Genomic DNA, 13,937 nt, shown 5'->3' with positions numbered 1-13,937 from the left:
TTCGGTCCCGCCGCCGCAGTGTGCCGGTCAGATGGTGGGCGCGGTGCCAGCCGTCATGGTGCCGGTGTGGACGGTGTGGCTGCCGGAGGTGGCGTCGACTCCGCCGAGGTTCCAGGACAGGTCGATCTTCGGGTCGCTGGTGTCGCCGCGCGGGCTGGTCTCCTGGGGCGCGGTGACGGTGAGCGCCAGCGGGGTCTCCTGCTCCCCGGGCGCGCCGATCGCGGTCCAGTGCAGCGGCAGGTAGGCCGAGGAGCCGTTGCTGACCTCCACCGCGGGCGCGTCCGGCGCGGCATCGGAGGACACCAGCACGTCGTGCGCCCCGGTCAGGTCGACCGGCAGCGACCCGGGCAGAGTGCAGGTTTCGCCCGGCTTCGCGGTGAACTGGACGGCTCCGTCACGGCCGCCTGCCCCCGCGCCGCCGTAGACGAGTTTGGTGGTGACCTGGCCGGACGTGCAGTTGAAGTCCGTCGGCATGGCGCTGGCAGTGCCGGTGGTCAGCGCGACGGTTCCGGCAGCGGCTCCGGCGACGAGCAGAGCGGCGGCAGTTGTGCGGACAGTCATCGGTCTCCCCTTCTACCGGTTCCGGAGCGGGCGATCCGCCCCGGTCGAGATCGGTGGCTCAAAACGCCGACCTCGGTTGCGCTCACTGGATAGAGTGCCCACTTGATCGACTGGCCAAGCGCTTCCGTGAAATGGGCCTCTCGAACGCAACCTCGACGATTGCCGGACGTCCATGCCACTGGCGGCGGAAATGCGAAGGGCCCCGCCGTGCTGAACTGCTCCCCGCAGGTCGGCTGCTCGCTGACAACGACCATCGGCGACAACCCGTTCTCGACATCGTCGACCGCTTCGACAGCAGCGCAAGCGATTGGCCCGGAACTCGCGGCAGCCCGCCGTGACGATGTCCTCGCCGCGACCGAACGGCACCTCGTGCCGGAGCGGCATGCGGCGCTGTGGTCAGCAGCTTGTCCGGAGGAAATCGCCACAGCCACGGTCGGAGATCTGCCGCGAGGCCTTCCTCGATCGTCGCTGTTCGAAGCGGCAATGCGGGAATTTGACGTGCTGAAGCCAAACGAAACGCCATCGCAGGATTCCATTTCCCACTGCTCGTGCCGCGCGAACCGGTCGGGCATAGGCTTGAAACCCCGTACCTGAACCGAATCCTGCTATAGCCAGTCGTTGGTTCAGCACGTTTGCCCGGCAGCGATGGCTGAATCCTTTGCGCTGCGGTTGGACACACCACCGCAGCAGGAAACGTCCAGCCCGGCGGCGTGGTTCCCATATCGTTTGCCGTGCCGGCAGGTCGCGAGCTAGGTCCGCGCTCAGTTCCGGCGAAGCCGGGTTCACCGGTCGCATCGACGACAACTGCGGTCGCTTCCCTCGGACGTTGACCGAGCTCAACGTCCCTAACTGCGGTTGCAACTCACGAACATCCGCGGCTGGTTCCCGTCGTCACAACCACCTGTCCGGCCCGAGGCATCCCCGGTGGCCACGTTGGATCTGGGGCCAAATCGGCACAGCGGAGCAAACGGCGCGAAACGGAGCGCATCGGCCTGGACACGCGACCGCGAAGTGGATCTTCCGGGCGGTGTTTGCACTGGTCAACGCGTTAGGTGAGTGGTGGGCCGCCTGGGCTCGAACCCAGAAATGCGGATTAAATGTCCCAAGGTATTGAATTTCGGAAATGCCAAAACAGTGCTTGGTTGTATCAGTTTATGCAGGTGTCGGGAAATTTTTGCGGTGATTGACTGGCGCTTTGTGTTGTGCCGTGTCGGGCTCTGCGTCGGCTCCGGAGCACATTCTGGGTACATCGGCCGTGTTGCCTCACGATGCAGGAGGCGCTGCGGGACGTTGTGAAGTGCTGCTGGCAGCCCTGTGTCGGTTCGGGCGGTGCTTTGTCGCGGCCGTTGGTCGCGGCGTTACTCCTTGCAGACTAGTTCGAGTACACACTGGAGACTTTCCAACAATGATCTCATGTGGCGAGAGATCTCCGAAGATGTCGGTTTTATTCGAATTGCCTTATAGGTTCCTTTATTCTGTTTAAAGCGGTCACGGTCACGATTTGTCGAATACGCCACTTGGCCTATTTCTTTGGTTAACGCTGTTTGGCAAAGTCGTCTCGGGTTCGTCGGGGACCCAGCAGGTCGTTGGCTGGTTGTTCTTGACGTGGGGGATCTCGTGCGTTCATTTGGTGTGCGCTGGCGCGCTGTTCTTGTCGCTGCCGCAGTCTCAGCGAGTTCCGCGGCTGTGGTTCAGCCGGTTCTCGCCGCTCCGGCCGAGAACGTTCCGGATGTCGCTCCGGACGAGGCGACGGCGACGGCGTATGCCCGGGCGGCTGGCAAACAGGTCGAAGTCGCTTCCGAGACCACGGAGACGTCCAAGACGGTCGCGAACCCGGACGGTTCGTGGACGTTGACTCAGTATGTGCATCCCGTGCGGGTCAAGCAGGGGAGCGGTTGGGTTCCGATCGACACGACGCTGGTGCGGAGACCCGACGGTTCGATCGGCCCGAAGGCCGTCACTGTGGACGTCAGCCTCAACCCGGGTGGCAGCGGTTCGGCGGCGAAACCGATCGTCCAGGCCGGTGAAAAGGGCACCGCGGTCGGTCTGAAGTGGACTGCTGATCTCCCGGTGCCTTCGCTGTCCGGCGACACCGCTACCTACTCCGAGGTCCTTCCCGGCGTTGACTTGACCGTGAAGGCCGCGACGGAGGGATACACCGAGAACCTCGTCATCAAGACTCCCGAGGCGGCGAAGAATCCGCAGCTGCGCGAGGTGCCGTTCGGCCTCTACACGCACAACGCCACCGTTTCCGTGAAAAAAGGCGACGGCCGCGGTACCCCGGCCCAGGCCGCGCCCACCAACGGGCTTGAGGTCAAGAACTCCAGCGGCGACGTCGTGTTCGCCGGCGACGCGTCAAGGATGTGGGACTCCTCCGGTGCGGGCTCGGCCGCTGAGCAGCACCTGGGCGAGGGCGGCGGCAGGCGCGAAGCGGTGATGGGCTTCGCGCTCACTCCGGACCAGGTGACGATCAGTCCGGACGAAGCGTTTCTCGCCGATCCGAAGACGAAGTACCCGGTGTCCCTCGACCCGGACAACTGGTGCACTTCCTGTGGCATCCAGTCGCACGTCGTGGTGCAGTCGGGGTATCCGGACGCGCACAACTGGAACGCGTCGACGGGGGACCTGTCGAATCTGAAGGCCGGGTACGAGGACTACGACAACGCGAGGACGTCGCGGTCGTACATCCAGATGAACACCTCGGTTCTCGGCGGCAAGGTGATCAAGTCCGCGACTCTGAACACGACGATCCAGCACAGCTACAGCTGCAGTCCGCAGCCGACCGGGCTGTGGGTCTCGAACCCGGCCGACCCGGGCACGACTTGGAACCTGCAGCCGGGCTGGGCGTACTGGGTGTCGGACATGAACGTCGCGAACTGCCATGACGCATCGAATGTCGTCGGCCAGTTCAACGCGCTGCGAGCAGCGCAGGACGCGGCGGCGAACTACTGGCAGAGCACGTGGTTCGTGCTCGCGGCGCGAGACGAGGGCACCACTGCGGCGTGGCGACGGTTCGATCTGAACCCGTATTTCCAGGTTGACTACAACTCCCGCCCGAACCCGCCGTGGAACCTGACCATGCAGCACGGCACCTCGAAGTGCGTCCAGGGCGAGAACCGGCCGTGGGTGGCTACGAAGACGCCGCAGCTGGCCGGGTCGGTGTCCGACCCCGACGGCGGCACGCTGTATGCCGGGTTCGCGGTGGGTGCCGGGACCGCGGGCCACAGCACGAACGTCCACGACAACGGCGGTAATCTCGTGACAGTCGGCACGCCGGGGCCGAACCAGGCGGCGACCGCGCAATTCGCGGCCGTGCCCGGAGGATGGATCACGAGCGACGGGATCTACAACTGGTCGATGCAGGTCAGCGACGGCGAGCTGGCGTCGGCCTGGGTGGGCAGTTGCGAGTTCACTGTGGACTCGGCGGTGCCGCGGGCGCCAGCGGTGCGCATGACCGGCACGGTTCCCGACCACCAGAACGACAGTGTGCATTTCACTGTCTCGGTGGACATGGCCACCCCCGGGTTCTACGACATCGGCCGTTTCATCTACACCACTGACGGTTCCGAGCCGCAGCCGCAAGGTTCGCCCAGCGTCACCGCCACCCGGGGCACGGACGCGAACGGCAATCCGATCGCGACGGCTGATCTGTCCGCGTTGGCGGTCAACGGCAACCAGAACTTCATCAAGGTCAAGGCGGTGAACAAGGCAGGCACCCCGGGCCCTGATGCCACCTGCCTGGCCAGCGGCAACCTCGAGGCCGCTTCGTGTTCCTTCCACGTGTTGCCCTACACCCCGTCGGTCGGCTTGGTGGGAGCCTGGCCGTTCGACGAGATGGGCGGCCGGGTCCTAGCCGACACCGCGAACACAACGCCGGACAACAGCGGCCTGGCCGTGCACACCGCGAGCCTGAACGGCGGTGGCGACTGGGTCGCCGGTTACGACCACGGCAACGCCTGGACCCACCCGGACGCCGGCGGCTACAGCGAAGGCACCAAGGGCGCGCTGACCCTGGACGGTTCCAGCGGCTACGTCAACACGAACGGCCCGGTGCTGGACACGACAAAGTCCTTCAGCGTGGGCGCGTGGGTCAAACTGGCCAACACCAACGGCTTCCAAACCGTGGTCTCCCAGGACGGAAGCCAGGGCAGCGGGTTCTACCTGCAGTACTCCAAAGACGACAACGCGTGGGCGTTCAGCATGCTCGCCGCCGACCAGGCCAACGCCGGAGTGGTCCGGGCGAAGGCGACGAAGCCGCCGGTGCTCGGAGTATGGACTCACGTCGCCGGTACCTACGACGCTTCGACCGGGACGATGTCCTTGTACGTCGATGGCGTCAAACAGACCACCAACGTCATCACGAGCTGGGCTTCCTCCGGAAATCTCGTGATCGGCGCGGGCAAATACAACGGGGCACGGGCCGACCTCCTCGCGGGACAGGTGGACGACGTGCAGGCGTGGCAGCGGGTGCTGTCCGCGCAGGACGCGCATGACCTGGCCAACGCCGCGATCCCGCTGGCTAAGTACGGCCTGGCGGAGGGCTGTACCGACGTCCTCGGCACGACTGTCCCGTCGTTGCAAGGCAATTGGGCTCTGGATGACGGCACGGGCAGCACTGCCGACGACTCGAGCGCGTTGGGCAACGCCCTGGCCCTCAACGGAGGCTATGGCTGGACGACCGGCAAGACCGCGGGCGCTGTCCACTTCGATGGCGCAACTGGCTATGGCTCAGTGGCTCCGGCGGTGGACACGGCGCGGTCTTTCACCGTGTCCGCGTGGGCGAAACTGGACGACGCGAACGGCTACTACACGCTGTTCACGCAAGGCGGGAAGCACGCGGCCGCGTTTCAGCTGCGGTATTCGCCCGACGTCAACCGGTGGGTCTTCGGGATGACCACGGCTGATGACGACACCGTCGACAACTACCGCTGGGCGTTGGGGAACCAGCCGCCACAGGTCGGCACCTGGACGCTGCTGACCGGCGTTTTCGACCAGACATCGATGCGCGTCCGGTTGTACGTCAACGGAAAGCTCGAAGGACAGAACACCCTTCCCACCGCCTGGAGCGCCACGGACGCCTTCACGGTCGGATCGAACCTCGGCACCGGGAATTTCTTCAAGGGCTCGGTGGATCAGGTCCAGGCGTGGAGCCAAGTCTTGACCGACGACCAGGTTGCGTCGCTCTACGGCCACCACTACTTCGACACGATCAGCAGGGCGACCGGGACCGGTTCCGGCGGCGTCAGCCTCGCGTCGAGCGACAACGCGTGCGCCGCGCGGTTCGACGTCTCCGGTACGGGACAGATCGACGCGGGCCGGCCGGCGAACCTGCGCACGGAGAAGTCCTACACCGTCGAGGCGTGGGCTTACCACTCCTGGACCGCCGGTGACGTCGCCGCCCACGGCGCGATCGACACGAGCGGACGGGCGGTGGTGGGAATGGACGACGCGCAGTTCTCCGCCGAACTGCTCGGGTACCACAGCTTGCCCGACTCCAACGGCGTGCAGCATCCTAAATGGACGATGCTCATCAGTTCGTCGGCAACGGGAACCGGGGCGTGGTGGGCGGTCAGCGACGCCGACGCCGTCGACAACACCTGGGTGCACCTGTCCGCTACGTACGACGCTTCCACCGGAACCATGGCGTTCTACGTCAACGGCGTGAAGCAGAACACCTACTTGAACACGAGCGGCGGCCAGGGCGTCGTCAGCAGGCCCAGCACCGGTGACCTGTTCATCGGACGAGGCGTGTGGAACGGGACGCGGTCCGACGAATGGTATGGCGGTGTGGCCGGAGTGCGCGTGTATCAAGGCCTCCGCACCGCGAAGGATCTTCTTGCGGATGCCAAAACCGATGACCCCGGGGTGACTTTCGGTCGCCGCAATCTGTAGTCGATCAACGGCCTTCTTCTTTTTCGTGTTGCACCTGTGCAGACAAGGGTGATGAGCATCATGACCGGCTCGGGACGGGCTTTTCGGATCAAGAGATGGTCGCGCGTGACGGCTGTCGTGATCGCCGCGATCATGCTGGCGTCGAGCCAGGACGCGGTCGCGGCGCCGACCGGCTGGCACGGGCTGGGCTGGGATCTGCCCGCGCTGCAAGCCGAGCGCTCGGTGAAGGGCTCCGACGTCAAGGCGCTCTCCGGCAACGCGCCGTCAAAAACCGCGTCGGCGCCCGTCCCGGCAGTGCATTGGCCCGCCGCGGGCAAGGCACAGGTCGATCTGCCGGCCACCGCGCAGGGCGGCGCGTCGCCGAAGAAGCTGGCGGTGGGGAATCAGGTGTCGGTGACCCGCGGGCACGGCCGCGACAGCCGCACCGGTGCCTACAGCGCGACGGCAGCCAGCTCGCCGCAGAAGCACGACGCGGCACGGGTCGAGGTCAGCACAGTCGATCACGCGGTGGCCGACAAGGCGGGTATCCGCGGCACGTTGGTGCAGGTCGCCCCGGTGTCGGGCGACACGTCCGGGCCGGTCGAGGTCGTCTTGGACTATCGGTCGTTCGCCGGTGCCTACGGTGCTGATTTCGGACGTCGGCTGCGGTTCGTGCAGTACCCGTCCTGTGTGGTGAGCACGCCCGAGAAACCCGAGTGCCGCACCGGAACACCCGTCGCGTCAGCCAATGACGCGAAAGCCGGGCAGCTCGCCGGCGAAGTCGCCCTCGCCCCGACGGCGACGGTGCTCGCGGCCACCCCGGACACCTCCAGCGGCGACGGCGACTTCAAGGTGACGAAGCTGTCCCCGGCCGGGTCGTGGACCGCGGGGGAGCCCTCGGGCGAATTCAACTACTCCTACCCGCTGTCCGCCCCGGCGGGCCCGGGTGGTCCGGCACCGTCGGTGTCGTTGCAGTACTCATCCGGGGCCGTGGACGGCCTGACGTCGGCGACGAACAACCAGGCGTCGGAAATCGGCGACGGCTGGAGCGTGAGCGGCGGCGGATACGTCGAGCGGTCCTACAAATCATGCTCCGAAGACCTCGGCGGCAACAACGGGCAGACCAAGACCGGCGACCTGTGCTGGGCGACCGACAACGCGAGGCTGTCCCTGGCAGGCAGGACCACCGAACTGGTGAAGGACACTGCCACCGGTGCCTGGCGGTTGCGGACGGACGACGGTTCGCGCGTGGAGAAGGTGACCGGCGCGAGCAACGGCGCTCAAGGCGGCGAGCACTGGAAGATCACCACCGTCGACGGCACCCAGTACTTCTTCGGCCTCAACCACCTGCCGGGCTGGCAGGCCGGCAATCCCGAAACGCAGTCCACCTGGACCGAGCCGGTTTTCGGCAACAATCCCGGCGAACCCTGCAACGCGGCGACGTTCGCCGCGTCGTGGTGTCAGCAGGCGTGGCGCTGGAACCTCGACTACGTCGTCGATCCGCGCGGAAACGCGATGACGTTCTACTACCAGCCGGAAACCAACTACTACGGGCTGAACCTGAACACCACCAGCCCCGGCACCCCGTACGTGCGCGGCGGCTACCTGCAGCGGATCGAGTACGGCTTCAACACCCGCGTCGCGGGTGTGTTCACGCACGCACCCGCGCAGATCGTGTTCGACACGACCGAACGCTGCCTGCCCGGCGGCGCCGTCACCTGCGATCCGGCCCAGCTCACCACCGCCAACGCGGCGTCGTGGCCGGACGTGCCCGCCGACCAGCTGTGCGCGCAAGGCGCGAACTGCACCAACGTGTCGCCGGCGTTCTTCTCCCGCCGCCGCATCACCGCCATCAGCACGCAGGTCACCGACGCCGGCACCGGCTGGAAGACCGCGAACCAGTGGACGCTGGCCCAGTCCTTTCCCGCCAGCGGCGACGGCTCCAGCCCGGCGATGTGGCTGGACTCGATCACCCAGACCGGGAAGGCAGGCGGCTCGATCAGCCTGCCGCCGGTGAGCTTCCACCCCAAGGCCCTGGCGAACCGGGTCGACGCGAGCAACAACTACACCGCGCTGACCCGCAACCGGATCGACGCCGTCACCAACGAAGAGGGCGGCGTCACCGCGGTCAAATACGCCGATCCGCAGTGCGTCCCCGGCAAGACCATGCCGGCGAACCCGGAGACGAACACACTGGCCTGCTACCCGACGTACTGGACACCGGGCGGCGCGACCGAGCCGGTGCTGGACTGGTTCAACAAATATTTGGTCACCGACGTCACCGAGGACGGTCGCACGACGCTGTCGCAGCAAACCCTGACGCACTACGACTACGTCGGCGGCGGTGCCTGGCACTACGACGAGAACTACCTCGCCGACCCGAAAAACCGCACCTGGTCGCTGTGGCGCGGCTACGCCGCGGTGAAGACCACCGTCGGGCAGGCCACAAGCGATCCGTCCGGGCCTCCAGCGGTCACCCAGACGCTGTACCTGCGCGGCATGGACGGCGACACCCTGCCCGGGGGCGGCAAGCGCAGCGTGTCGATGACCGACAGCCTCGGCGAGACCATCCCCGACAGCAAGCCCGTGCCCGGATTCACCCGGGAATCCCAGACCTACCTCGACGGCAAGGTCATCGCCACCACGATCAACGACCCGTGGATCTCCGCGCCGACCGCGACCAACGGCGACGGTACCCAAGCCTTCTACACCGGCACCGGAACCACCCGCACCCGCACGTGGATCGCCGCGGCCAACAACTGGCGCACCACCCGCACAAGCACCACCTTCGGCAACTACGGACTGGCCACCCAGGTCGAAAAAGACGGCGACATCGCCGATCCGAACCAGGCCACGTGCACCCGCAGCACCTACAGCCAGAACACCACTGCGTGGCTGATCAACTACGTCAACCAGGTCCAAACCACCGCCGGCACCTGTGCCACGCCCGCGAGCAGCGCCACCATCGTCTCCGACACCAGGTCCTATTTCGACCACCAGCCGTTCGGGGCCGTGCCCACGGCAGGCAATGTCACCCAGACCGACACCGTCGACTCCTGGCCGGCCGACAACGCGGAACACTTCCTGTCCCCGGCCACCCGTACCGACTTCGACAACTACGGCCGCACCGTGTCCGCGACCGACGCACTGGGCCTGACCACCACGACGGCCTTCACGCCGTCCACCGGCGGCCCCGTCACCCAGGTCGTGACCACCACACCGCAAGTCAGCAGCACTGACACCACCAAGTTCACCTCGATCCGGTACCTCGACCCGATCACCGGCGCCCTCACCGCCGCGGTCGACCACAGCGGACTGCGCACCGACGCGGCGTACGACGCCCTCGGCCGGCTGACTGCGGTCTGGCCCCCGGGCCACAGCAAGAGCGCCAACGCTCCAGCCAAAACCACTTACGCCTACACAGTCAGCAACACCGGGCCCAGCGTCGTCGCCACGAACACGCTGCTGTCCAGCAGCAAATACGCGACGAGCTACGCACTGGTCGACGGACTCGGCCGCACCGTGCAAACACAGGCACCGACGTCGTATTCGCAAGGCGGACGTGTCGTCACGGACTCCTACTACGGCTCGCACGGCCAGGTGTGGAAAACCCACGACGCGTACTGGAACGGCGATTCCGGGCCCGTCGGCACTCTGTTGACGGTCACGGACAACACCGTCCCGAGCACAACGGTGTCCACCTTCGACAGCGCCGGACGCGCGACAGGCTCGGCTTACCAGCTGTACGGCGTCGAACAATGGCGCGGCACCACCGTCTACGACGGCGACCGCACCACCGCCATCCCGCCTCTCGGCGGCACGGCCAGCAGCGTCGTCACCAACGGCCTGGGCCAGAAAGTCCAGCTGGCGCAATACAAAGACCCCGCCCACACCAACCCCGGCGACCCGGCCGACGTCACCAGCTACACCTACACCCACGACGGCCTGCTCGCCTCGACCACGGACTCCACCGGGCACAACACCTGGAAGACCAGCTACGACCTGCTCGGCCGGAAGACCTCCGCCACGGACCCGGACACCGGCCTCAGCCAGTACACCTACGACAACGGCGGGCGGATGCTGACCAGCGCCGACGCCAGCGGCCGCACCCTGGCCTACACCTACGACAACCTCGGCCGCAAAACCGCCGAATACCAGGCTTCCACCAGCGGAACCAAGCTGGCGGCGTGGACGTACGACACGGTGCTGAAGGACAAGCCCACCGCCTCCAGCCGCTACGCCGGCGGCAAGACCTACACCAACACGGTCGAGGAGTACGACAAGGCGGGCCGGGTCGCCTACTCCCACTTCACTGTCCCTCTCGGCGAAACCGGGTTCGGCGGCAACTACTCGTTCTCCTGGCGTTACGACCCGCTCAGCGATGTCCTCCGGTCCTTCGGCAGCCCCGCAGTCGGCGGCTTGCCGGACGAGTCCATGATCACCGGCTACGACGCGCTGGACCAGCCCGTCACCTACCAGGACGCCGGAGACGGCGGCACCCTGCTGGTCTCCGAGACCGACTACAACCCCTACGGGCAGGTTCTGCGCACCAACTACCAGGACCCGACGCTGCCCGACCAGATCGCGGTCACCCACACCTACGCCGACGGCACCAACCGGCTGGCCACCACCCTGGCCGAACGCGCGACCAAAACGAACTTCATGATCGCCAACCGGTTCTACGGCTACGACCCGGCAGGCAACATCACCTCCCTCGCCGACACCCCCCAAGACGCCCAGTCCGACACCCAGTGCTTCAGCTACGACTACCTCCAGCGCCTGACCCAGGCATTCACCCCCGCCGCGGGCAACTGCGCCACCACCCCCAGTGCCACGGGCCTGGGCGGTGCCGCGCCGTACTGGACCTCCTGGACCTACGACACCACCGGCAACCGCCTGACCCAAACCCAGCACGGCGCCGCCGGGGACACCACATCGAAGTCGACCTACCCCAACGCCGGGCAGCCGCAACCGCACGCGATCCAGGCACTGGACACCACCGGCCCCAACGGCAGCAGCCACTCCGCCTACACCTACGACCCCTCCGGCCGCACCCTCACCCAAGGACCCGCGGGCGCGGGACAGACCTTCACCTACGACGCTGAAGGCCACATCGCCACCGCCACCGACGCCAGCGGCAAGGTCTCCAGCTACACCTACGACGCCGACGGCAACCTCCTGCTGACCAAGGACCCGACCGGCACCACCCTGAAACTCAACGACCTGGAACTGTTCCGCGGCACCGGAACCTCCCAGACAGTCGGCACCCGGTTCTACACGTTCAACGGAGCACCCGTCGCCGAACGCGACGCCAACGCCGGCCTGACGTGGTCGATGACCGACACCCAGAACACCGCCTACGCCACCGTCAAAGCTGACACCCTCGCCGTCACCCAACGATGGCAGGACCCCTACGGAGTCTCCCGCGGCCCGGCTCCCTCCCTCTGGCCGGACAAACACGGCTACCTGGGCGGATACCGCAACACGACCGGCCTGACCCACCTCGGTGCGCGCGAGTACGACCCGGCTCTCGGCCGGTTCACCACGGTCGACCCGGTGCTGAAGACCGACGACCCGCAGCAGATGAACGGCTACTCCTACGCCAACGACAACCCGGTCGGGCTGACCGACCCGTCCGGTCTGTGCCCCGGCGTCCCCGACGGCGCGTGCCGCATGCCCGACGGAAGGATCGGCGGCGGCGACGCCTGCCGCAACGGCGGCTGGAGCTGCGACAAGCCAACCAACAACACCTGCGGTTGCCGGGCGGCCCAGCAGCATCCTGCCAACCATGGCGCTCCCGCGTCTTCCGGCGGGCACCGCAAGGCCGCGCCGAAACAGCACGGGGCATCAGGCGGCGGTGGTTCCGGTGGGTCCGACGACGGTGACGACGGAGAAGATTTTTGGGGATGGCTCGGGGGCCACCTCAAGAAGGCCGGGGAGGCCGTGTACGAGTTCTCCGGGGCGAAGGACTTGGTGGACGGCTGCTTCCGCGATCCCGCAGTCGTCGGATGCATCAAGGGCGTACTCGAGGTCGGGGCGTGGTTCGTCCCCGGCGGCGCCGCGGCCAGAGGCACCGAACTCGCCGTCTCCGGCGGTGCTCACCTCATCGAAGGCGAGGTCGGCGCGGAAAGCCGTGCCGTCGCCGAAGATCTCGCGGCGGGTTGCAACAGTTTCGCCGGGTCCACTTCGGTGCTCATGGCCGACGGGACGATGAAGCCGATCGAGCAGGTCAAGGTCGGCGACAAGGTCCGCAACGCCGAGCCCGACAACGCGAGCACCGAGATCCACGCCGTCACGGCTCTGCACATCACCGACACCGACCGCGACTTCGTCGACGTCACCGTCGCCACCCCCGGCGGACCGAAGAAGATCACCAGCACCGCGCACCACCGCTGGTGGGACGCAACCACCCACACCTGGACCGACGCCACCAACCTCCGGCCCGGCGACCTCCTCGACACGCCCGGCAACGGCCACGCCGCCGTCCAAACTCTTAACCGCTACACCACCAGCATCCGCACCTACAACCTCACCATCGACACCACCCACACGTACTATGTACTTGCTGGCACTACGCCGGTTTTGGTCCACAACTGCGGCGGGTGGACGAGTGAAGGGAATCTTGATCGGCATTTCGACAAGCACGGTCACGAAATGGGGATTGACACCAAGTCGGAGTATGACTATGCGGCACGCGACCTAACCTGTACGTGTGGTGGTCGTCGGCCTGGAGTGCAAATCAAGCAGGATGGCGCAAAAACGTATTATTTCGATCCGCACACTAGTGAGTTTGCAGTGACAGGAAATGAGGGGATCATGTCGTATTATCACGCCGATCAAGCCTACTTCGGCAGGCAGCCTGGAATGTTGGTGCCATGATGGACGATCAGGGTGAAAAGTTCCCTTGCCCCTGCTGCGGACGCAGAGTTTACGAATGTTCACCGGGGTCATCGGAAATCTGTCCGATTTGCTACTGGGAGGATGACTTGGTGCAGCTTCGATGGCCAATTTCGTGCAGTGGGGCGAACGGGGTCTCGCTCATCGAGGCTCAACGCAACTATCGGCAAGTGGGGGCAAGTGAATCTCGATGGAAGGATAGAGTGCGTAAACCGAATGATGGGGAATTGCTCGACAAGGGCTGGCGTCCCATTGATCTGAGAATTGATTCTTTCGAAGACGAGGACGATCGGTTAATTGGTTGGCCTAGTGATCGAAGTGTTCTTTATTGGTGGAGGGATACATTTTGGCGGCGGACTGATCGCGTAAAGTGAAAAATGCTTAAACGAGAATACTGTGCGTTGATCTTTAATTATTAGTGCAGTGCCTCACGTTCCTTTGCAGTAAGAAAATTTAGTCAAATCTGGGTGCGATCTGCGAAACTAGCAGACTGCGCTGGCTCAGTCATTGCTAGCCGGGAATCGATTTGCTGCCCCGGTTGGCTCCGCACAACTACTGGCGCGTGTGGGATGCATCAGGACCGCGGTGCCTGCAATGTTGCGGTACGG

The 13,937-nt window shown here is 65.9% G+C and carries 5 protein-coding genes; 4 read left to right on the top strand and 1 reads right to left on the bottom strand.

Going from position 1 to position 13,937, the window contains the following annotated elements:
- Positions 1-27: 27 nt before the first annotated feature.
- Positions 28-561 carry a DUF4232 domain-containing protein gene (locus tag BM362_RS02540; RefSeq protein WP_093572092.1) on the bottom strand — a complete coding sequence of 178 codons (534 nt, stop codon included), beginning with the start codon at positions 559-561 and terminating at the stop codon, positions 28-30.
- Between the two features lie 102 nt (positions 562-663).
- Between BM362_RS02540 and BM362_RS46760 the strand changes: the two genes are divergently transcribed.
- The 4 genes from BM362_RS46760 to BM362_RS02525 all read left to right on the top strand — a co-directional run bounded on the left by BM362_RS46760 (position 664) and on the right by BM362_RS02525 (position 13,703).
- The gene (locus BM362_RS46760) at positions 664-1,155 is read left to right on the top strand and encodes a hypothetical protein (protein WP_143132367.1); all 492 of its coding nucleotides are present in this window, start codon (positions 664-666) and stop codon (positions 1,153-1,155) included.
- Positions 1,156-2,247: 1,092 nt separating this feature from the next.
- On the top strand, positions 2,248-6,453 hold the full coding sequence (locus BM362_RS02535) for a LamG-like jellyroll fold domain-containing protein (RefSeq protein ID WP_093572091.1): 4,206 nt from the start codon (positions 2,248-2,250) through the stop codon (positions 6,451-6,453).
- Positions 6,454-6,558: 105 nt separating this feature from the next.
- The gene (locus BM362_RS02530; protein ID WP_143132366.1) at positions 6,559-13,311 is read left to right on the top strand and encodes an RHS repeat-associated core domain-containing protein; all 6,753 of its coding nucleotides are present in this window, start codon (positions 6,559-6,561) and stop codon (positions 13,309-13,311) included.
- A complete protein-coding gene (locus BM362_RS02525; RefSeq protein WP_342029777.1) occupies positions 13,308-13,703 on the top strand; it encodes a CPCC family cysteine-rich protein in 396 nt (131 codons plus the stop codon). Before BM362_RS02530 ends, BM362_RS02525 begins: the two co-directional genes overlap by 4 nt.
- Positions 13,704-13,937: the final 234 nt, after the last annotated feature.

The sequence above is a fragment of the Amycolatopsis rubida genome (assembly GCF_900115345.1).
GTDB lineage: Bacteria > Actinomycetota > Actinomycetes > Mycobacteriales > Pseudonocardiaceae > Amycolatopsis > Amycolatopsis rubida.
Note: the sequence above shows the minus strand (reverse complement) of the source record. Positions and strands in the feature narration are given on the sequence as shown.

What these genes read in the sequence shown, in the direction of transcription:
- BM362_RS02540 (WP_093572092.1), bottom strand. Translation starts at nt 561, where the DNA reads ATGACTGTCCGCACAACTGCCGCCGCTCTGCTCGTCGCCGGAGCCGCT.
- BM362_RS02525 (WP_342029777.1), top strand. Translation starts at nt 13,308, where the DNA reads ATGATGGACGATCAGGGTGAAAAGTTCCCTTGCCCCTGCTGCGGACGC.